Raw genomic sequence first — 22,767 nt, 5'->3', positions numbered from 1 at the left:
CCCTCTCACCAGCCCCTCCCGTCCGAATCCGACCCCGCTGTCGGACCCCACACGTAAAGTGGTCCAGATCGGGGGCGAAGCTATCACCCACGATCGGTGACACGAGTCCGGGGCAGTACCGGAGCAGGACGTAACGGGGAGGGCCGGCGGGCGCCATGAGACCCACACTCGCCGCGCAGGCACTGCGCGACACCACGGTCGAGTATCTGACCACCACGTTCGCGCTGGCCGAGCCCGCCACCCAGAATGCGCTCACCGACTTCCTCACCGACCCAGCCAACGGGCTGTTCCGTGGGCCTTACCTCCGGATCCGTCGCCCGTTCCGAGCCGCCGAGAACGGATGGCAGCAGCACCTCGACTGGTGGAAGAGCGATTTCTGGCCGTACGCGCACCAGGCTGAGGCGTTCGCCCGGCTCACCACCAAGGGCGGCCACACCCCGCAGCCCACGCTCGTCACTACCGGCACTGGCTCCGGCAAGACAGAGTCCTTCCTCATCCCTGTCATCGACCACTGCCGTCGCGCCAAGGCGGCCGGCAAGCACGGGATCAAGGCCGTACTGCTCTACCCGATGAACGCCCTGGCCGGCGACCAAGCCGACCGGATCGGCAAGCTGCTGCGCGACGAGCGCCTGGAGGACGTGACCGCCGGGCTCTACATCGGTGAGGCGAGCTCCACAAAGAACGGTTCCCCATACGGGCGGGTCGCGGTGGACCGGGCCGAGATCCGGCGGAATCCGCCGGACATCCTGATCACGAACTACAAGATGCTGGATCTGCTGCTCCAGCGGCAGCAGGACGCCCCGCTGTGGGCCGACGCCGATCTCGCGTACATCGTGATCGACGAGTTCCACACCTACGACGGTGCCCAGGGCACGGACGTCGCCATGCTTCTGCGGCGCCTCGGCGCGGTCGTCGGGGCCGCTGAGGAAGGCCGCCCGCTGGGCTCGATCTGCCCGGTGGCCACCTCAGCGACCCTCGGCGAGTCGCCTGTACGCGACCGACAGGACCAGGGCGGCGCGGGCGGTCCCCGCGCGATGCTGGACGTGGCCTCGCAAGTGTTCGGCGTGCGGTTCCCGGACGACTCGGTGGTCGGGGAGGACCGGCGGGACCTGAACTCCTTCCTCTCCCCCGTCGACCTGACGCTGCCGCTGCCCTCCCCCGACGATCTCGTGGCCCTTCCCGATCCCGCCGCCGGTGACGGCGGGCTCGACGCCGTCGCCCACGCGGTGCTCGGCTGCGACACCTCCGACGCACGCGAGATGGGGCGCCGCCTCCTCGCGCACCCGATCACCCACGATCTACTGACCGCCGACGTGGACCAACCGCTCACCGCCGAGGAGATCCTGGCCGCCTTCCCCACCAGCTCCGCTTGGCGCGTGACGGCGGCCCAGGACCCAGAGGCCGCCACAGAGGCGCTGGCCCGGTTCATCGCACTGATCTCGGTGGCCCGCGACCCAGGAGCGCCCGACGATCAGGAACGGCCCCTGCTGCTCGTCGAGACACACCTGTGGGTGCGCTCGCTCTCTCGCGTCCTGCGGTTCGTCTCACCGAAGCCCGTCTTCTCCTGGACGGACGCCGACCAGGCCGCCACCGCCGCCGTCGCCTCGGCCGCGCAAGAGGAGCGGCGCCGGGCCGTGGCGCGGGCCGGGCGGCTGCCGTCCGCGTACTGCCGGCACTGCGGGCGGTCAGGCTGGAGCGCCATCAGCCCCGAGCGGAACCCGAACTCGCTAGTCACCGCGCCCGACGACATCTACCGGCTCAGCGCGGGCGGCGGCACCGGCAAGGCCCGCGTACGGGCTCTCATCGCGGCGACTCCCACCGAGGCGGCCGAGCAGGCGCGGCAGGCACTCGCCCGGAGCATGCGGCGCGGGCGGCGGGCGGCGACCCGTGAGGCGACCGTGCTGGTCCTCGAGGACAGCGGGGAGGCGCTGCGCCGGATCGACCCCGACGAGGTGTTCCGCGCCGACGGCTCGATCGCCGAGGCGCCGGAGAACGGGGTGTTCGTCAAGACGTGGTTCGACAACGCCGACCGGGACGAGTACGCGAAGCAGGACCGATGCCCGGCATGCGGGCAGGCGCAGGGCATCCGCTTCCTCGGTGCCGGTGTGGCCCCGCTCGCCTCAGTGGCCGTCACGCAGCTGTTCACCGGCGGGGAACTACCGAAGGAGGACGCGGAGGGCAACGACCGGCGCAAGACCCTCATCTTCAACGACTCTGTGCAGGACGCGGCCCACCGGGCCGGGTTCGTGGCATCGCGGGCCTGGAAGTTCTCGTTGCGGGCGCTCGTCCAGGAGCAGTTGACGGAGCGCTCGGCGGAGGAAACGGGCTTCGCCGAGAACGGCGTACCGCTCAACGAGCTGATCGCCTCGCTGGTCAAGCGGGCCTCCGTGGACAAGGAGAAGCTGCTGGCCTCGGTTGTGCCGCCAGACCTGCACGACGTGGACCGGGTGAAGCGGCTCCTGGCCGGCAAGAAGCGGCTGCCCAAGGGGACGTGGGACCTGGTCGGTGAGCGGTTGGCGTTCAACACCCTGCTGGAGTTCGGGCTGGACTCGCGGCTGGGCCGGACCCTGGAGCTCACACGCACGGTGGCGGCCGAGGTGTTCCTGCCGGACCCAGAACGCGCGGCGCGACTCGCCGAAGGGCTGTACGAGGAGCACCTACGGCGGCAACTGCCGGTGGAACCCGAGGAGGCGGGAGAAGGCGAGGAGGCAGTCGAAGAGGCCGCACAGCCGGTCCTGCCCGCGTCCGGGCCGGACCGGCTACGGCGCTTCGAGGGGTTCGTGCGCGGACTCCTAGAACACGTGCGGATCAGCGGCGGCATTCGGCACGCCTGGCTGGACGGGTTCATCGACGCCGAGGGGCGCAACCGGTACACGGTCTGGGGCGGGCGCCCCGAGGGTATGCAGGCCTTCGGCCGTAACTCGGAGGCGCCGGCCTTCGTCCTGGTCGGGTCACGCTCAGGCAGGACGGATTTCGAGCGGGTCGACACCAGGGAGAGCTGGTACACCGACTTCGCCGAACGCTGTCTGGGCATGGACCGGGCCCTCGCCGCCGGCTACCTGGCCGAACTGCTGCCGCGGCTGGCGGACGGCGAGGTCGGCGCCCTGGCCTACCGGCGTACCGGGGAGGACAAGGGCGGCGGCAGCGGCAAGGGGCACGGGGTCTACGGGCTCACTCCCGGGCACATCCGGGTGCGGCCGCTGACCGACGAGCAGACGGCGCACGCGGCGCTGGCCTGTCCGGAGTGCGGCTGGACGCAGACTGTGCCGCCGGAGCGGGTCGGGGTGTGGCAGGGTCTGGCCTGTCCGCTCAAGGGTTGCGCGGGGCAGCTGGCGGTGCCCTCCCTTCAGGCTCCCGGCCGGGCCGGGCGGGACTACCGGTTGGACTACTACCGGCGGCTGTACCGGGAGGCGGGGCCGTACAGCGTGGTCGCCGCTGAGCACACCGGCGTACTCAGCCGCAAGGAGCGCGAGGAGGTCGAGAAGGGCTTCCGGCAAGGTGTCCGGCACACCGACCCGAATGTGCTCTCCTGTACGCCCACTCTGGAACTCGGCATCGATATAGGCCAGTTGGAGGCGGTCGTCCTGGCCTCGCTGCCGCCAAGCACGGCCGGATACGTCCAGCGGGTTGGCCGGGCGGGCCGGTCGACGGGAAACGCGCTGTTGGTGTCGCTGGCCGACACCAGCCCGCGCGCTCTGTATCACCTGTCCGAGCCGCGGCAGCTGATCGCGGGGCGGATCCTGCCCCCCGGCTGCTTCCTGTCGGCGGGCGAGCTGCTGCGCCGCCAGTTCGTCGCTCATCTCGTCGACTTGGCCGCGCGCGGCCGACTGGAGGGCGTGATCCCACTGCCCGACCGGGTGACGGCCCTGTTCGGGAGGGTCGGCTGGCTGCGGCGGTTCGCGCAGGCTGTGACCGGGCGCAGGGACTTGGTCGAAGAGTTTCTGAAGCTGTTCCCCGAGATCGACGGAGTGCCGGACTCGGGCGTCTCCCGGGATGCCCGTGCCGCCCTGCATCGCTATGCCGCGGGGAAGCTGGCCGACGCCCTGCGGGACGCTGAGGAGGCGTGGGAGGCGGAGCGCGCCGAACTCGTGGACCGCCGCGCCCTGATCAACGAGGCGGCGGAGGCACTGCACGAGAACGTGGAGGACGAAGCGAGGGAGAAGCGAAACCTCGCCCGGGAGGCGGCAGCCGTCGCCAAACAGCAGCAGGAGTTCGCGCAGGCGGGGGCACAGGCCTTCCTCGTCGAATGGGGCCTGCTGCCCAACTACAGCCTGGTGGAGGACGGCGTTCGGCTGGAGGCCTCACTGACCCGCAAGGAGCCCGCCCGGCGCGCCCGCGGTGCCGACGCGGACGAGGTACCCGCGTCGCAGTGGCGCACCGAGACCCGGACGTACAAGCGGCCCTCCGAGTCGGCGCTCACCGAGCTGGCACCCGGGAATTCGTACTACGTCCTCGGCTACCACCACACGATCGACGGCTTCGATCTCGGGCCGCGCCCCAAGGAGGACGAGGAGGACCCGCGTTCGACTGTGGTCGCCTGGCGGGTCTGCCGAGAGTGCGGATACGTCCGTACGAGGAACGCTGAGACCGACACCTCTGCCTGCCCCCGCTGTGCTGGACCCGGCATCGGCGGCCGTGCCGCACTGCACCACGTGATCGTCCCGCACAAGGTCACCTCCCGGGACAAACGGGACGACGCCCGGATCATCGACGACCACGACTCGCGCAACCGGCGCTACTACTCGACGGCCACGGCGGTGGACATCGATCCGGCTGCGATCAAGGAGAGCTGGCGGCACTCGGGTGCCACTTTCGGCGTCGACCACGTGCGCGAGGCGGTCATCAGGAGGTTCAATCTCGGGCCCGCCAAGCTGAGCCGCCGCCCGGACACTTATTTCGCCGGCGCCGAGGTCACCATCACGCCCTTTGTGCTCTGTCCGCTGTGCGGCGGCGCCACCGACCGCGAGCCCGGACACGCTCCCGTGCAGGAGGAGCTGTCCGAATCTCTTGCCGGGCGCCCGGAGTTGGCCCACCACCGGCCCTGGTGTCCCACACGACGCCGCGGCCGGTCCGTCCACGCACAGGACCGGCGGGTGATCACCGCCACCGAGCACCACACCGAGGCGCTGCGCATCCTGCTCCCCGCCGCGACCCTGCACGTGCCGGAACGACTGGCCTCTTTCTCCGCCGCCCTGCACCTTGGGCTCGCGCTGCGCTACGGCGGGGATCCGGCGCACATCCGGTCCACCCCCAGCACGGAGCCGGACCGCGAGAGCGGGCTGACCCGCAACTACCTGGTGCTCTACGACTCGCTGCCCGGCGGCACGGGATATCTCCAGCGGCTCGTCGAGGGTGTGGGCGAGGAGTTCCGGGCGGTGCTGGCGGCTGCCCAGGAGTATCTGCGCGACTGCCCGTGCAGGGACGGGTCTCGCCGCGCGTGCCACCTGTGCCTGCTGGGGTACGCGCCGGAGCGCGAGTACGGGCTCCTCGACCTCCGGGAGGCACTGTGGATGCTCGACGACGTGCTCGGCGAGGACGGCCGCAGCCGGTGGGCCGTCAAGCCCGTCGGCAAGGGTCGGGCGGGCCGCGCTGAGGCTGAGGAGGAGGACCGGCGCCGCTTCGCCCGGCAGGCGCAGAGCGACCTTGAGCGGCGCTTCATCGACTGCCTCGACCGATGGCTCGCCGATCCCGCCAACCAGGCGGAAGTGGAACACGAGGAGACTCCGACCGGCCGCCAGGGCAAGCAGTTCACGCTACGCCGGCGGGACGGCTCGCCGATCCGCTGGGAGTCTGTGGCGCAGAAGCCGCTGTATGCGCAGGGCACCGTGCCGGATCTGCTGCTGCGCCCCGTCGCGGGTGAGACCACCTCGGACGGCGCGCCGCCCATGCCGGTAGCCATCTACCTGGACGGCTACCGGTGGCACGCCTCCGCGGCGACGAATCGGATCTCGGGGGACGCCGCCAAGCGGGCCCGGTTGCGTGCCGACGGCACGCTGGTCTGGCAGATCACCTGGGACGACGTCATGACCTGGGAGAAGGAGCTGCGAGCCCGGGCGGGGCGGGGTACGGCGGCGGACGGGGATGAGGCCGCGCAGGTACTCACTCCTGCCCTCGCCGGCCCGTGGGCGCAGGCCGCGTGGCCGCCGTACGCCGTCGAGGGCGATGTCACGCCGGGCGGTCGGGCCCGGGCGCGCTGGGCACAGCAGCGGCAGGATCCGGCCGAGATCGACCGACTGTTCGCCGGTGCCATCCCTGCCCTGCTCGCCTTCCTCGCTGACCCGGATCTCCGACGCTGGCACGCGATGGCCAGGCTCTGTGTCGGGGGTCTGCTCCAGCTGGCGAAGCGGGAGGAGGTCGTCGACGCCTCCCCCGTGGCCGCCGTGCCGTGGATCGAGGCGACGCTGCGAGGTGATGCCCGGCCCCCGGTCAGCGGTCAGGGGCTGAAGCTCTATCCCGTGCGTGACGCCTCTGGTTTGCCTCTGGCGTTGATCGGCGACCCCCGGGTGAAACCTCAGGGGCTGAGCGCGCTGGCCGTGCTCGACGATCGTGCCGAGGCCGTCGCAGGTGACAGCGCCATGCACCGGCGATGCTGGAAGGCGTGGCTGTGCTGGGGGAACGTGCTCCAATTCCTGGATCCGACCGGGACGGGCCGGGCCGATGGTCTCCAACTCGCCCGCAGTGAGCTGGACTCCTTCGACGCAGGACTGCTGGCGGCCACCGCCGTACGAGCGGACGGTCTGCTTACGGCCCTACGTGAAGAGCTCCCGGGCACGGGGCTCGTCGTGACGATGCCGGAGCGGGGACACCGGGATGCGGAGCCGGAGGCGGACGCCGAGGCGCCTGCATGGCCGACGCCCGAAGCCGTCGAGACCCCCGCGGCCCCCACTGCGCTGGAACGCGCCGCCTGGGAACTCGTCCTGCGCGAATTGTCGTACGTGGGTGATCCGGCAATCGAGGCCCTCGCCCAGGCGCTGTCGCAGCGTGGGGACGTGCGGGCCGCCGAGGCGGGCTGGGACGCCGTCGGTGTCTCCCGGCCGCTCGAACTGGCCTGGCCGGACCGCAGGATCGCGGTGGTCCTGGACGAGGACGCGGCCGACGACGCCTACATGGCGGAGTGCGCAGCGGCGGGGTGGCAAGTCCGGGCCCCGGGCGGTTGGGACGAGGAGGAGCTCGTCGCCCTGCTCGGCGACTGGCAGCAGAGCGCATCCGGAGAGGAAGGGGACCGGCGATGAGCAATGTCAGGACACAGGTCGCGGTTACACCGCAGGCCAACGAAGATATCCGACGCCTTGACGCGGCCACGAAGAACGCAGTGGGCGACTTCGTCCGCCGACTGCGGGCCGACCGGTCCAACCGTGCGCTGCGGCTGACCTTTCTGCGTGAGGCGGGCGGAAACGGGCGCCTGTTCCTCGCCGCGCTCGACGGAAGCCGCATGGGGCTGCTGCTGGAGGCCGAGGAGAACCGCTTCAGTCTGCTGGCCGTCCGGGTCGGCCCGGCGGCGCGAGACGAACTCGCCCGGCTGACCGTGGAGATCAACGCGGTCTCGGGCGGTGTCGAGCTCGTCGACCAGAGCGAGGTCAGCGCCAATGTGGTGGCGATGCCGGCACGCCCGGAGCCTGGTCCGGAACCGAGAACCGCGCTCGAGGAGTCCCCCGCTGCCGAGGCGACCGGTTCTGGCGCGGAGGCCGCCGCCTCCGAGACCACGCCGGCCGCCCTGCCGGTAGCTCTCTTCGCCCGTTACGGGGACGAGGAGCTGGTTGGGCTCGGTGTCATCGCCTCCCTGTTGCCCACCATGCGGCGGGTCACCAACAGCCGCCAGCTGGAAGCCGTACTCGGTCACAACCTCCCTGGACTCACCCGGGAGGTGCTGCTGGCACTGCACGACGGCATGGAGCCGCGCGAGGTCCGCAGGTTCATTACCGACCAGTGGCGGGCCGAGGAAGAGGTCGATCAGCAGGACTGGGCCCGGGCGGCGCGACGGCCCGTCTCCCAGGTCAGTACGGAGGACTCGGCCGTCCTGGACGCGCTCGGGGACAGTTTCGATGCCTGGCGACTCTTCCTCCACCCCGAACAGCACAGGCTCGCCACCGCTTCGTTCAAGGGATCGGCGAAGGTCACCGGCGGGCCGGGCACCGGCAAGACCGTCGTGGCCCTCCACCGGGTCCGGCACCTCGTCGCCCAGCTGTCGCCGGGGCAGACCCGACCCGTACTGCTGACCACGTACAACACCAACCTCGCCGCCGATCTGAAGGAGCGCTTGTCCCGGCTCGGCGGTGACGCACTCGTGCGCCGGGTCGACGTCAAGTCCGTGGACCAGCTCGCCCGGGAAGTGGTCGAGCAGCATCCGAGTTCCGTGCTCGGTTCGCCCATGGGCGACGAGGAGGCCATGACGCTCTGGCACAGGGCGTGCGCCGAGGCCGGTGTCTTCGACTACGACGCCGACTTTCTCGACTCGGAGTTCAAGCACGTCATCCTCGCCCAGGGCTGCGGTACCGCCCGCATGTACCTCCGCGCTGAACGCCGAGGCCGGGGTGTGCTGCAGCGGGCCGACCGGAGCCGGGTGTGGGAGCTGGTTCAGACATACCGCTCACTCCTGGACGGTCCACCCCGGCGCACCACCTATGCGCTGATCGCCGACGAGGCCGCGCGGATTGAGGAACGCCGCAGGGCCAAGGCCGCCGAGCAGGCACACTACAAGGAGGAGCACGGCGGCCTCGACCTCATTCATCGTGAGGCTGGCAGCGGCATGTGGCTCAAGCCCCGCTACCAGCACATCGTGGTGGACGAGGCCCAGGACCTGTCGGCCTCGCACTGGCGGATGCTGCGCGCGATGGTGGCGCCCGGGCCGAACGACATCTTCCTGGTCGGCGACGCCCATCAGCGCATCTACTCGCACCAGGTCGTACTGGGCAGGCTCGGTATCAGCACTCCTGGACGGGCCTCCCGGCGGCTGACGCTGAATTACCGCACCACGCGGGAGATCTTGGGCAGTGCGCACGGTCTCGTGCGCGGTGAGAGCTTCGACGATCTCGACGACGGTCCGGACACGCTGGACGGGTACCGGTCCGTCCTGACCGGACTGGCCCCCCAGTACTGGCGTGCTCCCGACTGGGAGACCGAAATGCGAGCCATCGCCACGTTGCTCAAGGAGCGCCATGAGCGCTACGGCACTCCGTACGCGGCCATGGCCGTCAGCGTCCCGGACAACGCCGCCGTCACACAACTCGCCTACACCCTGGCGTGCAAGCCGTTCCTGATCCCCGCGAGCGAGATCGGCCGGGAGGGGCCGCGTGACACTGACACCGTACGCATCGGAACCATGCACCGGTTCAAGGGGCTGGAATTCCAGCGGGTATTCCTGGCAGGTGTGAGTGAAGGCCTGGTACCGCATCAGCGCATCGAAGCCTTCCGGCTGAGCAGCCCCGACCGGTATCGCCAGGAGGAACAGCGGGCCCGTTCCCTGCTGTTCGTCGCGGCCACCAGGGCACGGGACGAATTGGTCGTGACCTGGCACGGCAGGGCGAGTCGCTACCTGCCCCAGCACGCCGACCGCGATGCCAGCCGTGCGACGTCCCTGTTGACGGACGACGGTCCTCCGTCGGGTTCGAACGCCGCGTGACATGCGGGCGTTGTCGCGACAGCCCGACGGCATACCCCTGGCATCCGGGACCTGCATGTACACCCAGTGCACAACCAAATACAAGCACGAACCCCAGCTAGACGCTCCAGGCTCCTGACCAGGCCCTTCCTCGTGGTCAGGAGCCCAAATAGCAGACGAGCTCCGTGTTGATTCTCTGCAAGCCCTACCCCTTGCTGTCCCCACCCCGTAGGGATGACAGGACCAGGCGCCCGTAGCGTGTGGTGAGGGCACCGGCTGCAGCGGCGACTGACAGTGTCAGCGCGATGAGCAGATGTGCCACGGAGTTGTCGCCGAGGACTTGCAGGATGCTGAGGGCTGTGCCGAGTGGCAAGCCGAGGATGGTGAGGGCGCCCAGGGCGCCGCTGATCTGCTGGCCTTCCTGGGTCTGTACGAGTCTGCTGTAGTCGGCTGCTTCAGCGAGGATTTCGTGGAAGCGCGCGGGGAGTCGGTGCTGGTTCTGGAAGGCGAGCAGCAGATCGTTCGCTGCCCCGTGTGCCGTGAGGTGCTGTCGCCAGTAGGTGCTGCGGAAGACGGCGATGTTCCTCTCCAGTGCGGCAACCCGGCGTGCCAGCTGTGATGAGTTGAAGACCTCGGAGAGCTCGTCGGTGAGCTCGTCGATGTGATCGCGTTGGAGCGCGCCGAGGAGCAAAGCATCGAGGTAGACGGTACGGGAGTGCAGTGCGGCGAATTCGAAGAAGTCGCCCGCGCCGGTGTCGGTTCGGTGGCCAAGGAAGGCTGCCCCTTGGCGTAGTACGAGGGCACTCCAGTCTGCGGAGATCCTGACGACGTCCTTGAGCTGTTCGCCGGCAGTCTCTGGGGGCAGGGGAAAGTCCTCCGGGGTGGAGCGTGACGCCAGCTGCCACAGCCAGCGATCCGCGCTCGCAGGCAGCGCCCCTTCCGGCCCGGAGCGGAGGGCGGGGGTCTGCTGTGGCGTCGGGGTCATGAAGGCGATGGTGTAGGGCTGGGCTGTGGCGGAGGGTGCGTTGGGGGCGCGGACGTCAGCGATGCCGGCGAGCAGCTTGGCCGGGTCGAAGGGCCCGGTGAGCGGCTCGTCTATGGGGTTCAGCCGTCGTCCGGCCAGGACCCGCAGTATGGGCAGCAGCGGTCTCTCCGCGCTCAAGTGCAGGACGGCCAGTGCGTGTTCCGGATTGTGGACAGTGGCCGCGCGGATAAGTTCCATGCCCAGGAGATGCAGCCCATCTTGCTTGACGTCCAGCGGCAGGTGCCAGCGACGTGGCCGCCCGGGTGACCCGTAGAGAGCGCGGGCAGAGGCCGGGGCAAAGTAGGTGGACCGGGTGCGGGCGTCGGTGCAGCGGCTGCCCAGCTCGAAGGGGAAGGGACCTTCGAACCAGTCGGGGACACGTAACAGCCCCACGGGCAGGACGACCGTCAGCTCCTGGCGCGCGCCCGTGACCTCCTCAAGCACTGGAGCTTCGTGAGGGTTCACCGGTAGTACTCGGCTGGGTCGGGCTGGTTGAGACGAATGACGAATTCGGCGCGGTCGGGACTTTCGGTGCTGACGTGGAAGCGGACGTGCTCGCCGGTGCGGATGGTCCGGAATCCTTCGGTTACGATCTGCCGGTAGTCGAAGCTGTAGTACCGCTCGTCCTCGTCGTCCCGGACGATGTAGGAGCCGAGCGCACCGCTTATCCCTCCGCCGCTTGGTCGCCTGTCCACAATGGTTCCCTGACGCGGCCCGCCTCCGCTCATGCCGTCATCTCCTCTGTCTGGGACGTGTCGGGGTCTTGCACGCACCGGAAGCCGACTGCGTTGCTGGCGCCGCGCTTTCGGTAGATGCCCTTGCTGCTGCTCTGCACGGCTCGCATCGGGTTGTCGTAGCTGCCACCGCAGATGACGGCCTCGCCGGGGTCGTCCAGGCTGGTGGATGTCCATTCCCAGCAGTTGCCCACCATGTCGACGACGCCGAACGGGGAGCGGTTGCCCGGTCGCTCGTCCACGGGAGTCGCCCCGGCCCGCCGTACAGCGTCACCTGCGAAGTCCCGATACCACGCCTGATACGTCACCACAGGCCGGCCGACCCACGTGTCGGCGCAGTTGACGCGGGCACCGTCGAGGGCATCGCCCCAGGGGAACAGGCGCCCATCGGTGCCGCGGGCAGCGGCTTCCCACTCGAGGGAGGTCGGCAGGCGTTTGTCCTCGAACGCGGCGAAGGCGTGTGCGCTCCACCAGCTGACACAGATGGCGGGGTGGGCGTCGTAGCGCGGGTTCTCGTAGTAGTCGGGCCGCCGCAGTCGGTCGGTCCAGGGGCGGTGTGTGACGCCGGCCGGCTGGTCGGGGTGGTCCCACTGTGAGGTGCCGTCCGGGTCGAGGGCGTCGAGGAAGCGGCGGTAGCGCGCGACGGTCACGGCGTGGCGGTCGAAGCGTACGGGGCGCTCGACGCGGCGGATCAGCAGCCGTTCGGCGGGCCCGACGAGGTATGCCCCTGCGGGCAGCACGCAGTCGTCGGTCTCCGGGCTGTTGGACACACCGGCGAGGAAGGCGCGGACCTGCTCGGTGAGGAAGGCGCCGCCGGGAAGGTCGGCTGCCAGGTCCCGGTTCGCCGGCTCGGTCAGGAACCTGGCGGCCAGGAGTTCCTGGTACGCCGTGTGCACGAAGGCGACGTGCTCGGGCCCGGCCGGTCGCAGCAGCGGTGCGAGGACACAAGCGTCGAGATGGAGGCGTCCGCGCTTGAAGGCGTCGGCCCCCAGCTGGCGGTGCAGGTCGAGGAGGGAGAACACGGTGCGGTCGGTGAGGAAGGCGTGTCCGAGCGTGGCGGGAAGGTGCTGCTCCAGATCGGGCTGCCCGCACTCGGTGAACGTCCGCGTGATGTGAGCGCTCAGGATGTCGGCGAGTGGCTTCCCCGTGGGAAGGTTCAGCGCCTTGGTGAGACGCTTCTCGAGCGGAGTTGCGTCGGGGTCGGCCAGGCGTACGACGTGGAAGTGCGGTACGCGGGAGGGGTCGAGGCCGTTGGCGTACATCTGCTCGACCAGCTGCTCGGAACGGCCCGCACCGCTGTCCAGCAGCTGACGAACCTGCGGTGAGTCCGCGAGGAAGGACACTCGTGAACTCATGACGACTGCTGATTCGGCGGACAGGACGGCCGCGAGATCGGTGAACAGGCGTAGGAAGCCGGCAGAGCTTGGTTCGTCGACGCCTTCGTCGACAGCATCCAGCACGCATAGCGCGGTCCCGGAACGGATGAGGTAGAGGAAGAGGTCGTAGGAGCGCGAGCGGTCCGACGTCATGGCTGGCGCGAGGAGGCGGGCCGCGTACTCGGAGAACGGTTCGTCCTTCGGTTTAAGACCGAGGTCGAAGTAGAAGCGGAAGCGGCGGACCTCGGGGTTGGTAGCCAGTGCGCGCAGAAGTGTGCTCTTGCCGCTCCCCGGACGGCCGGTGACCAAGACGTTCGCACTGCCGCACGCCAGGCGTGCCAGGAGCTTCGCCGCATCGCTGGACTGCTCCATGGTCGACTCGCCGGTGCGTGGGTCGATGGTCAGCGCCGCCGCGGCTACAGCGGTCTGCGGCTCCGCCGGGTCGCCGGGGGAGGTGAGTTCGGCGAGGTGGGTGTCGAGGTTGACGATGGTGTCGACGAAGCCGTCGTAGCGCACGATCCGGAAGTCCAGACCCAGCATTCGGTGGAGGGCGCCGGGCTCCGCACCGTCGTCGTCCAGGACGACGAACCGTGTGAGCTTGGGCAGCCGGGTGCGCAGCAGCTCCCCGTCACTGGAGGCTAGGACAGTGCTCAGGTCGTCGGCGTCTCGGGAGAGCATCAACTCCACGTACTCCAGGCGCATCCCCGACTCACGGCAGAACAGCTGGTACACGGTGTCAGGGCTGAGGACGAATCGCTTGGCCTGCCGGTAGCCGAGGGTGACGTACAGCCCTGCGAGGAACTCGCAGCGGCGGGCGACCTCGGGGGCCATGTCGGGCTCACTGCCGAGGAGCGCCGCGCTTCCGGTGTCGGTGAACCAACCAGTACGTCGACGAGCCTGCGGACCGCTAGCAGCCCATCCTCGTCGCTGATGTCGTATCCGTCGTGTGTGGACCGGTTGCGCAGCCGTCGAATGTCGTCGAGTGCGTCCAGAACCGTGCTGCTGCGAATGTACGGACGGCAGCGCTTGACCAGATCGTTCAGGGCCTTCGTCGAAGGATCGCCCTCGACATCGTGGTGGCGCCACAACTCTTTGAGAAGCTTCTCGGTGAGCTTTCCGACCAGGGCAACTGCATTTTCGGGATAGCCGTCGTTGAGGGACCGTAACGGCCGTTCCAGATCGAGCCCCAGTCGATCAGCGATCCGCGAGTGGTCGTCGAGTTCGCTCCGCAGGCGTCGCAGCCGTTCATCGACCATCGTGCTCACTCGGACTCCCCACATCGCCGGCCGAGGATGAACGCGAACCGATCGGGAAACGCCAGCACGGGCTCCGGATGAGCCAGGCGCATCTCTTCGATGCCCTTGTCGATCTCGCTGTCACTGAAGGTGGAGAGCAGGGACATGTAGCGGGAGCGCACCATGCCGAGGTACTTGTCCCGGTCGATGCGCAGCTCATGCTCGACGTGACTGAGACCGGCTTCCAGCCCAGCCGCCCGCAGATGTCCCTCGATCACGGCCGGGTCCGGCTGCAGCTCCTCGAAGCGCGCGAGGGCCGCCTCGAACAGCGGGTACTGGATGGTGGCCGGGAGCATCACCACCAACAGCCGGCCTCCGAGCGTGAGCCGGTCGGCCAAGCCGCGGAGCGTGTGTGCCGGATCGGCCACGTGGTGCACCGACTCTTTCAGCCACATCGCGTCGAGCCGCTCGTACGGCAGACGAGTACGACCTTCGGCAATGTCCTCAGCCGATGCGACGACCGGACTCAGATCAGCCGGAGGCGGCGTGCCGAGCTGACGGAGCATCGCCTCGGAGGGATCGACGCACAGAATGGGATGTCGAGGCTTGAGCTGGTTGGCCACTTCCCTGGCAAACAGGCCCGTCCCGCAGCCGACGTCGGCGATCCTGTCCGTGGGCGTGAGCCGCAGTGCCTCGGCAATCCGGCCGGACATCCAGGGAACGTAGTGCGGACCGTAGACCCAGTGCTCGTCGTACTCGGCTGCCAGCTCCTCGTAATGCCCTCGCGCATCGCGCCGCTCCACGATCCCCCTCGTGTGTCGCTGGTTGTGCCGCACACGGCACAAGGCAGGCTATCGCGCGTGTTCATGCGGCAACAGTGAGCCTTTTCCAACCTCGTGATGAGGGTGGCTGGTTGGCCGCGGAGGTCTGTACAACGCGGTGAAGCTCCTGGTAGACGGGTTCACGACCAAGATCACCCGTTGTCCGCCAGGAGTTTCCGTGCTCGTCTACCCGTCCGGGATCGACCTGTCCAGTTCGACCCTGCGGTTCCTCGCCCGTCACCTGGGTCAGCGCCGCCGTGAGATCGGGAGCCGGTGGCGACGCCTGCCAGCGGGACGTCAGGCACTCCTCGCCCTCGCGCACCTGCGATGCGGCGACACCTACGGTCGGCTCGCCGCGGCGTTCAACGTCGGCCTCGCCACCGTCTACCGCTACATCCGTGAAGCCGTCGACGTCCTGGCTGCCCTCGCCCCCGCGCTCGAACAAGCGGTCAGCACCGCGGCGACGAAAGCCTTCGTGATCCTGGATGGCACCCTGCTTCCGATCGACCGCATCGCCGCCGACCGCCCCTTCTACTCCGGGAAGCACAAGAAGCACGGCATGAACGTGCAGGTCATCACCGACCCCTTCGGCCGCCTGCTCTGGGTTTCGCCGGCACTACCGGGAGCGGTCCACGACATAAAGGCCGCCCGCACCCACGGCATCCCCGCCGCTTTGACCCAAACCGGCGTCCGCTGCTGGGCGGACAAGGCGTACCAAGGAGCCGGCGGCACCATCCGCGTCCCCTACCGCGGTCGCTGGGACAAACTCTCCGCAGGCCAGCGAGCCCTGAACACCTCCCACGCCAAGATCCGAGCCCTCGGCGAGCAGGCCATGGCCACCCTCAAGACCTGGCGGCTCCTGCGCAAACTCCGTTGCAGTACGACCCGCATCACCACGATCGTCAAGGCCATCCTCGCCCTGCAACTCGCAGCGCCTTGACGAGACCGGGATCAACAACACAGAAGGGACCCCAGCATCGTGCCTGACGTCAAAGTCACCTACGACAAGACCGCGAACGCGGCGTACATATACTTCACCGACCCGCAGGTCAGCGTGAGATCAGCACATACCTATCCCTGCGATCCGATCGATGTCGACGGCATGATCAACCTCGACTTCGACGAGCAGGGCCGTCTTATCGGCATCGAGGTCCTGGCCGCTACGTCGAAGCTCCCCGAGTACGTGCTCCAAGCCGCCGAGCGGCTCGATCCCGAGGGAAGTTGAGCCCGGGAGCAGCCCGGCGAGTGCTGCCCTGCAAAGCCACCGGATCAGGCTGGAAAAGGCTCACGCTGTGTAGTCGGCGGGTGTTGTAGAAGCCGGTGATCCAGGTGGCGATCTTCAGCCGGGCCTCGGTGCGGGTGGCAAAGGTGTGCCGGTGGACGTACTCGACCTTGAGGACGCTGTTGAACGCCTCGCTGACGGCGTTGTCGAAACACGAGCCGACGCGGCCCATGGACTGGGTCACGCCAAGCCGGCGGCAGGCCCGCTTGAAGCGGCGGGAGACGTATTCCGAGCCTCTGTCGCTGTGGAAGATCACGCCTCTAACGTCGCCGCCGCGGGTGGCGTTGGCCATGTGCAGGGAGGCGACAACGAGTTCGGCATCGTGGTGGGCGCCCATCGCGTAGCCGAGCAGGCGGCGCGAGAACAGATCGATCACTGTGGCCAGATACAGCTTTCCCTCGCTCGTGACGATCTCCGTCATATCGCCGGCCCAGACCTGGTCAGGCGCGTCAGCGCCGAAGTCGCGGCGCACGAAGTCCGGAGCCGCCGCCCGTCGGCCGGGCCGGGTGAGCCCTGGGTGTCGGCGGATCTTCCGTCCGGCCAGGCCGAGTTCGGCCATGGTCTTGGCGACGGTGTTCACCGAGACGCGCCAACCCTCCCGCATCAGCGTGATCCAGATCTTCGGGGAGCCGTAGGTGCCGCCCGAGCCGTCGAAGACGTGCCTGATCGCGTCAGTCAGCTGGCCGCGCCGCACCTCGCGGGCAGTGACGGGCCGGTCCCGCCACTTGTAGAACCACGACTCACTCACGCCCAGCACGCGGCACGCGAGGCTGTGCGGAATGTTGTCCTCGGCCTTGCAGTCGCTGATCACCCCGGCCAGCCGGGCCGGGGCCGTGGCAGCTACTTCACCCACAAGGCCATGCAGCGTTTGAAGACATCACGCTCCATCTCCAGCTCACGGATCCGCTTGTTCTTCTCGCCCATCTCCCGCCGCAGCCGCTCCAGCTCGGCACGTTCAGCCTCCCGCAGCCGACCACTCGCCTCGGCCGGCGTGGGCCGGTCGGAGGAAGCCGAGCCGTTGCGCCGCCACCGCGACACCCAGCTGTGCAGCGTCCCGGAATGGATGCCCAACTCCTCGGCGACCTCCGGGATCGGCTTTCCCGTCTCGATCACGATGCGTACAGCACCCTCACGAAACTCTGTGTCGTACTTCTGCTGCTTGGACCCCATGAGCCTCAACATCCCCTGCAATCACGGACTCCACGCTACGAGGGGACCTTCAGCTGGACGACTACACGCGCCGCCAGCACAACCTCCTGCAGCAGGCGCAAAACTGCCCCGCCGACGACCCCTACGCCACTGCCCTTCGCCGCACCTACAACGACCTCGAAGTCCAGCGCACCAACACACTCGCCAGGCTCCACAACTTCACGGCGGCCGACCCCGCCGAAGCGACCGGCGCCATCCTTGGACTCCTCAGCGCCTTGCCCTTCCTCGCGAGTCATCTCACAGACGCGCCCGAGCAGCTGTTGCGGCGCCTATTTGAGATCACTCAGCTCGTCATCCGCCTGCACCCCGACGGTGATCACGTCTCCTTCCACATCACCCTGCCGGACCACCACCTGGCACCTATCCGAGTCGGGTGGTCCTCATCAGTGAGCCGGCATTCCGTTCATATGCGCCCAGTCCACCGTGCTCGGGGTCTTGCCCACTCGGCGCCAGCGGGCCAGCACCACCCAGCCGTAGTTGTTCGGCCCGCCACTCGATCCGGCTCCGCGTCACCGGACACCCGTCCGGCAGCCAACTACCGCTGGAAGCGCTCCCGCATCACCTCTTTCGCCGTCACCCCAAGACGTCCGAGCCCGATCGCCCGGCGGCAGAGCCGGCTTCTCCCGCTCGCCATCCCCTGTCTCCTCTTGGCTGCTCCCTGTCCCGTCTCGGCTCCCTTTCACGTTCACGCCACCGTCTCACTCCCTCTGGCTGGACGGCGTCGACGGGCCGCGAACGCTGTCGTCCCGGTCTCTTAGGTTCCCCGCTGTAGATGGAGGGGCTCCACCGGCCCGCCGGTGGAGCAAGCAGTTCGGACGACCTGGGTCACCAAGTAAAACGACACGCGTCTTCGATCGACGTGCCGACACGGTAATGATGAGCAAATCTCCGCAGGTTACAGCGGGTGTCGTACGACCGGTCCTTGGCTGCGGCTCCCGCCCCCGGACAGCGCCGGTACGTGTCCCTGTCGACAGGAAGCGCAGCCGCAGTTGGCTCAAGGGCTGCTCCATCGCAGCCGGCGTCCTGTTCTTCGTCCCCAAGCTGGTGACGAGCTGCCTGTCCGCCCTCACGTCCGCCATCGAGGCCCGCCCATCCCCCACGTCCGGCCTGGCCGCGCACTCGCGTCCCGCCCGTATCGCAAAGACGCTGCCGGGCGGCGAAGCGACACTGGTCCGCACCTACCGCATGGACAACAAGCAGATCACCCTGTGCCGGACTCCGGGCGATCACCTGTACTACTACGGGAAATTCATCAGACGTCCCAGCACGGGCCTGGCCATGACAGCGGAGGAAGGCGACGACGGCTGCGTTGCGCGGAACGACCCTACCGCTACACGATCGACGACAGCGAAGTCATCATCACCCGGAACGGCAGCACGATCGGCCGGGAGAAGCTCGTTCCGGAGCCGTCACCGAGCTGGCTCCATGCTCCGCAGAGGGGCAGTTGGGCCTCGGCCGCCGCATCCGCGACACCATTCGGAAGCCCGCTCCGGCGCAGGTCAGGTTCGCGTGGGGGGACGACCGAACCTACACATACCATTCCGCTTCCCGCGGACGCGCTTCTTTCTGGGCGCCGTTCACCTCGGCGGGCCGCCCGACAGTCCGCGATGCAGCATTGGCCCAGGACATGCATCCGATGGCGCTCCGCGCTCTGTGCAGTGTCGACAACGGCGATATTCCCTGCCCCGAAGCCACGAAATGGGTCAGGCGCCGGATGTTCCCGGGCCGCCCGACAGCCAGACCGGGCAGCGAGTTTTGCTGCCCTCTGCATTAACAACGATCCGCCTTCACGCGCTTGTGGTCATTCCGTAGTCCGGATCGTAGAGCCGCAGCATTCCTACGAAGCGGTCGAGCAGGTCCAGTTGTTCAGACCTGAGTGAGGGGGTATTGAAGTGCATGACCGTGTTACGGACGTCCTTCACGCGGCTGAGCAGCCCAATAAAGTGAACCCTGTCTACACCAGGCCAGCCGAGTTTGTTCCAGCGTTCCTCGTTGTCCAAAAGCCGGATGTACTCACCGAACATCATCTCGTCGACGGAACTCTTCTTCTTGTGCACCTTCTGGACGTCTGCCTCGCTGTAGACCCGGCCCAGACAACGCCGCAACCGCCGCTCGATCTCCCCCAGGGTGAAGAAGGGCCGAGCGACCGTACCGAACTCGCCAGCCAGATCAGCGGATGTGACGATGCCGCTCACCCTCCCATCCGCGGCTCGGACGAGAACGAACTCATGGGCACGGATGAGTGGCAACACCGGCAACAGGTGCGCGGAGGCGTTAACGATCTCGTACTCGCCGCTGATCGCACTGGTCAGGCAGGGCTTGCGTCCGGTCGCATGCATGTGGGTGATCGACGCCCACGTGACGACCCCGTGTAGAGTCCCTGACGCATCGATCACGGGGAGTTGCGAGTATCCGTGCTCGGCCATCCTCCCCATCGCGAGCGGTAGAGGATCGTCAGGCGCGATCGAGGTGACACCGTGAGCGCACGGCAGGTCGTGGACCCGCATAGCTGCCTGCGGGAACATGCCGACTGGTTCCTCAAGATCCTCGAAATCCTCAGGGATCTCGGCGCCGTCGGCCGGCCTCGGTTCAGTGCCGCTGTCCGCAGCGACGGTGTCGGCGGGCGTCTCCTGCTCATGAGGGACGGGGACGATCGCAACCTCGTCGTCCAGAGAACCGGACGCGAAGTCAGGCACCGTGGTCAGGCCGAAGCCCTTCAGATCGAGTTGGATCTGCGGAACGGACGCGTGGTCTCGGACCCGGAAACCCCACAGGTCCAGCAGGCTTCGGATCGACAGGGCAGCACCTTCAAGCCCCTTGACAGTCGCGTCATCCAGCATCGACATCGCCTGCCCCCTCGCGGACCGCAGGTTTGCCCATCTGCCGTTCCACGAGTTCCAGAAGTCTTGCCGTCCTGTCCTGGTAGAAGGCCTCGAAGTCGTCCGCACGCAGCGTCTTGGGGTCGATGAGATGGGTGCCGACAATGTCGTCGAGCCAGTCGCCCGGACTGCCGGTATGCCGTTCGAAGGACTGCAGGTAGGCCGAGGGCGCACTGGTCCCCATGGTCTGTTGCGCCCGGTAGGACAGTGGGGTCTTGTTCACGATGCTGGTCATCCAGGAGCCGTCCACACCGTTGTGCTCGAACCAGGCCTTCGCGAAGACCTGGCGGATGTCCACGTACTGCCCGATCAGGGACTGCTCGTTGATCGGCTCTCCGTGGAAGAGCCAGTCGATCGCCCCCTCCTTAAGGAACAGTGCGTGGATGCCCTTGTAGGCGGCGCTGTTGCGAGAGGTGAGCCGGTGCAGGCGCTGTTCCTGGAAGGTTGATTCCGTGATGGTGTCGGGTTCCTGACCGCCGTCTCGGATCCAGCCGACCACCTGCTCCACGTCCCGGACGAACCGGGTGTCCGTGACGCCCCCGTAGAGCTCACCGAGCACACCGCACCAGTACCAGCGTGCGAGCCTTTCCTGGACGCCCGGTTCTTGCACCGCGTCCCCGAGAATGACACCGATTGCCGCGAGGGGCACTACCTGGGATCCGTATGGCAGGTCGCGTTCGCGGAACACGTACTGCGAGGCCAGGAACCGGCCAGCCCAGGACAACGCCTCTGCCGTCTTCGGTGCAATCTGCGTGTAGTCGGAGAGTGGCAGATGCAGTAGATCGCGGCGCTTGCAGCTCACCGCCGGCGCGTTCGTCGCCCCGGGATGTGCCGCCAAGAACTCGTGCTTGCGTCGGTACGTCCGCACCAGGGCGATGGCCTGAAGGAAATCGAGGCTCGTGAGTCCGGTTTCCTGACCGCTATCCTTGTCCAGGGTCCCGAACACGGGGTAGTCCGAGCACAGTTTGCCCTTGATGGACCGCCAGTCCTCGATGAGGCTGAAGTCCTCGCCCCCGTTGCGCTCCGCAAACTGCGTGTCCCCCGCGTAAGTCGCCGTAAGCAGCTCAAAAACGTTGAGGACGACGCCACCGGTGTTCACCCGCTCGAATACCGAGCACACTGCTTCTTTACGCGTTTCCTTCGGCAACCGGATTAGCGGCACCTTGAACCCTTTGACGGTGTCGATGACCCGGGCCTGAAACGCCGACCACAGGTCCCAGCGATCGTCGGCAGCACTGACGTAGCTCCGCTGCCACTTGCCGGTCTGCTCCGGCTCAAAGATCAGGTTCAACGGGAACAGGCCACCCGCGCACTCCTTCTCCCGAGTTGTGAGGTCCCAGGCCGTGCCACGGCCGAACGTGCCGCGCACGATCCTGTCCTCCGGAACAGACAGGATCGCTTCGTCCCGGTCCGCCCTGTCATCCACCGCCTTGGCGATGTCGATGTAGTACCAGCGCTTGAACGGCTTGTTCCGCGCGCCGGTCGTCTCCACAGGACGGTCCGACTTGAGCGCCTGGAACAAAGACGTAAGCCGTTGCTGCCCGTCGAGCAGCAACTGTTCCGGGACGACAAGCGGGCCGACCTCGGTGCCATGCAGCGGACGAGCCTTGAACTGGGCCTCGCCACCGGTCTCCAGAGTCATGGCGACACCCAGCGGATAGTCGAGCGTCACCGTCGCCAATAGAGCAGAAATGCGATCGTCGTCCCACTTCCATTGTCGCTGGAAGTCCGGGAGCTGGATCCTCCCCGCCGCAACATCGTCCAGCATCTTGCCCAGGCTGGGCCCGTCGAGCGCCACCCCATACCCCCCAGTGACAAGGACGCGCCTCTGCGTCACAGGGAAGACATGTTAGTGGCAGGCCTGCAAGGGGCGCATGGTCGTGACGGGACTCTGCGCCGCTTCCGGGCGCGGGCACCGGCCAGCGTGCACACCCCGTGCACAATCGCCCGGGAACTCCCAGGAAACCGCAGGTACAGGCGGGCACTCCACCCAGACGCACCAAGGCCCCGACCAGGTCGTTTCCCCTGGTCAGGGCCCAGATGGCAGACGAGTCGGGCTGTACGCCGGGTTCAGTCCGAGCCGGAAGGGACCAACGAAATCCGCAGTCGGCCGCCTTGCCCAAACGGTCACCGGCTGGCACAGGACGGCAAAAACGACGTGCACCATCTCTATATCGGATGTGTCAGCACCGACGAGCCCCTCTGCCCCCGACACTCAGCAGCGCATGCCCCAGCCCCCATCCGAGCCGTACCCAAGTCCAAGCAACTCCCAGAAGATCCACGTGGCCCTCCCCGAAGAGCCACCCGCCGTTACCGACTTCGTCGCTATTGCCCTCCTGCAACTCCTTCAGGCGATGATCACCAATCCCGACCAGTCACGCCCCGACCCCGGAGATGCCTAGAAAGGGCACGACCGGCTGGCCCTTCTCACCCAAATCGAGGTACGACAGACCGCCACATAACACCCGCACCACGCTGCACACCACAATCGCCGGGGGTCTGACCACACGTGATCCGCTTCGCCTTCGCCGGACGCTGTTCCACCGAAGACCTCCAAGACCCCGAGGCCTCCAGAAACTGGCAGCTCACCCGCGCCCGCGCCCTGATCG

General features: G+C 68.0%; 12 protein-coding genes. 4 read left to right on the top strand and 8 right to left on the bottom strand.

All coding sequences use genetic code 11. From position 1 onward, the window contains the following. Nucleotides 1-155: 155 nt before the first annotated feature. Together ADK64_RS22380 and ADK64_RS22375 are read left to right on the top strand one after the other, a co-directional pair. Nucleotides 156-7,232 carry a DEAD/DEAH box helicase gene (locus ADK64_RS22380; RefSeq protein WP_053661627.1) on the top strand — a complete coding sequence of 2,359 codons (7,077 nt, stop codon included), beginning with the start codon at nt 156-158 and terminating at the stop codon, nt 7,230-7,232. Beyond that, nucleotides 7,229-9,619: a UvrD-helicase domain-containing protein gene (locus ADK64_RS22375; protein ID WP_063789935.1), complete on the top strand. Its 2,391-nt coding sequence runs from the start codon at nt 7,229-7,231 to the stop codon at nt 9,617-9,619. Before ADK64_RS22380 ends, ADK64_RS22375 begins: the two co-directional genes overlap by 4 nt. A 184-nt stretch (nt 9,620-9,803) precedes the next feature. On the opposite strand, the gene ADK64_RS22370 is transcribed toward ADK64_RS22375, so the two are convergent. The 4 genes from ADK64_RS22370 to ADK64_RS22355 all read right to left on the bottom strand — a co-directional run bounded on the left by ADK64_RS22370 (nt 9,804) and on the right by ADK64_RS22355 (nt 14,770). Next, nucleotides 9,804-11,066 (bottom strand): hypothetical protein, encoded by a 1,263-nt coding sequence (locus tag ADK64_RS22370; RefSeq protein ID WP_234384672.1) that lies wholly within the window; start codon nt 11,064-11,066, stop codon nt 9,804-9,806. Between the two features lie 17 nt (nt 11,067-11,083). Continuing rightward, nucleotides 11,084-11,350, bottom strand: coding sequence for a hypothetical protein (locus tag ADK64_RS22365; RefSeq protein WP_053661624.1), 267 nt, complete (start codon nt 11,348-11,350; stop codon nt 11,084-11,086). After that, nucleotides 11,347-13,563, bottom strand: coding sequence for an SUMF1/EgtB/PvdO family nonheme iron enzyme (locus ADK64_RS22360; protein WP_234384671.1), 2,217 nt, complete (start codon nt 13,561-13,563; stop codon nt 11,347-11,349). The genes ADK64_RS22365 and ADK64_RS22360 overlap by 4 nt, the downstream gene beginning before the upstream one ends. Nucleotides 13,564-13,993: 430 nt before the next feature. After that, nucleotides 13,994-14,770: a class I SAM-dependent methyltransferase gene (locus tag ADK64_RS22355; RefSeq protein WP_053661664.1), complete on the bottom strand. Its 777-nt coding sequence runs from the start codon at nt 14,768-14,770 to the stop codon at nt 13,994-13,996. Nucleotides 14,771-14,966: 196 nt separating this feature from the next. On the opposite strand from ADK64_RS22355, the gene ADK64_RS22350 reads away from it, so the two are divergent. Beyond that, on the top strand, nt 14,967-15,728 hold the full coding sequence (locus ADK64_RS22350; protein WP_053661623.1) for an IS5/IS1182 family transposase: 762 nt from the start codon (nt 14,967-14,969) through the stop codon (nt 15,726-15,728). Between the two features lie 39 nt (nt 15,729-15,767). Beyond that, entirely contained in the window at nt 15,768-16,013 is a 246-nt protein-coding gene (locus ADK64_RS43290; protein WP_078992781.1) for a DUF2283 domain-containing protein, read from the top strand. On the opposite strand, the gene ADK64_RS22345 is transcribed toward ADK64_RS43290, so the two are convergent. From ADK64_RS22345 to ADK64_RS22330, 4 genes are all read right to left on the bottom strand, one after another. Further along, entirely contained in the window at nt 15,949-16,923 is a 975-nt protein-coding gene (locus tag ADK64_RS22345; protein WP_159046316.1) for an IS3 family transposase, read from the bottom strand. The two genes, ADK64_RS43290 and ADK64_RS22345, sit on opposite strands and share 65 nt — an antisense overlap. Beyond that, nucleotides 16,911-17,240: a transposase gene (locus tag ADK64_RS22340; protein ID WP_053661622.1), complete on the bottom strand. Its 330-nt coding sequence runs from the start codon at nt 17,238-17,240 to the stop codon at nt 16,911-16,913. The genes ADK64_RS22345 and ADK64_RS22340 overlap by 13 nt, the downstream gene beginning before the upstream one ends. Before the next feature lie 1,826 nt (nt 17,241-19,066). Beyond that, nucleotides 19,067-20,125, bottom strand: a complete 1,059-nt coding sequence (locus ADK64_RS22335) for a CBS domain-containing protein (protein ID WP_053661621.1) — start codon at nt 20,123-20,125, stop codon at nt 19,067-19,069. Next, a complete protein-coding gene (locus ADK64_RS22330; protein ID WP_234384670.1) occupies nt 20,109-21,956 on the bottom strand; it encodes a DUF262 domain-containing protein in 1,848 nt (615 codons plus the stop codon). Before ADK64_RS22330 ends, ADK64_RS22335 begins: the two co-directional genes overlap by 17 nt. Nucleotides 21,957-22,767 lie beyond the last annotated feature (811 nt).

It is taken from the genome of Streptomyces sp. MMG1121 (genome assembly GCF_001280015.1).
GTDB lineage: Bacteria > Actinomycetota > Actinomycetes > Streptomycetales > Streptomycetaceae > Streptomyces.
The sequence above is the reverse complement of the archived record's forward strand: the minus strand, read 5'-3'. Positions and strand labels throughout refer to the sequence as shown.

Coding starts and splice junctions, on each gene's coding strand:
- ADK64_RS22380 (WP_053661627.1), top strand. CDS start 156: ATGAGACCCACACTCGCCGCGCAGGCACTGCGCGACACCACGGTCGAG.
- ADK64_RS22375 (WP_063789935.1), top strand. CDS start 7,229: ATGAGCAATGTCAGGACACAGGTCGCGGTTACACCGCAGGCCAACGAA.
- ADK64_RS22365 (WP_053661624.1), bottom strand. CDS start 11,350: ATGAGCGGAGGCGGGCCGCGTCAGGGAACCATTGTGGACAGGCGACCA.
- ADK64_RS22360 (WP_234384671.1), bottom strand. CDS start 13,563: ATGGCCCCCGAGGTCGCCCGCCGCTGCGAGTTCCTCGCAGGGCTGTAC.
- ADK64_RS22340 (WP_053661622.1), bottom strand. CDS start 17,240: ATGGGGTCCAAGCAGCAGAAGTACGACACAGAGTTTCGTGAGGGTGCT.
- ADK64_RS22335 (WP_053661621.1), bottom strand. CDS start 20,125: ATGTCGATGCTGGATGACGCGACTGTCAAGGGGCTTGAAGGTGCTGCC.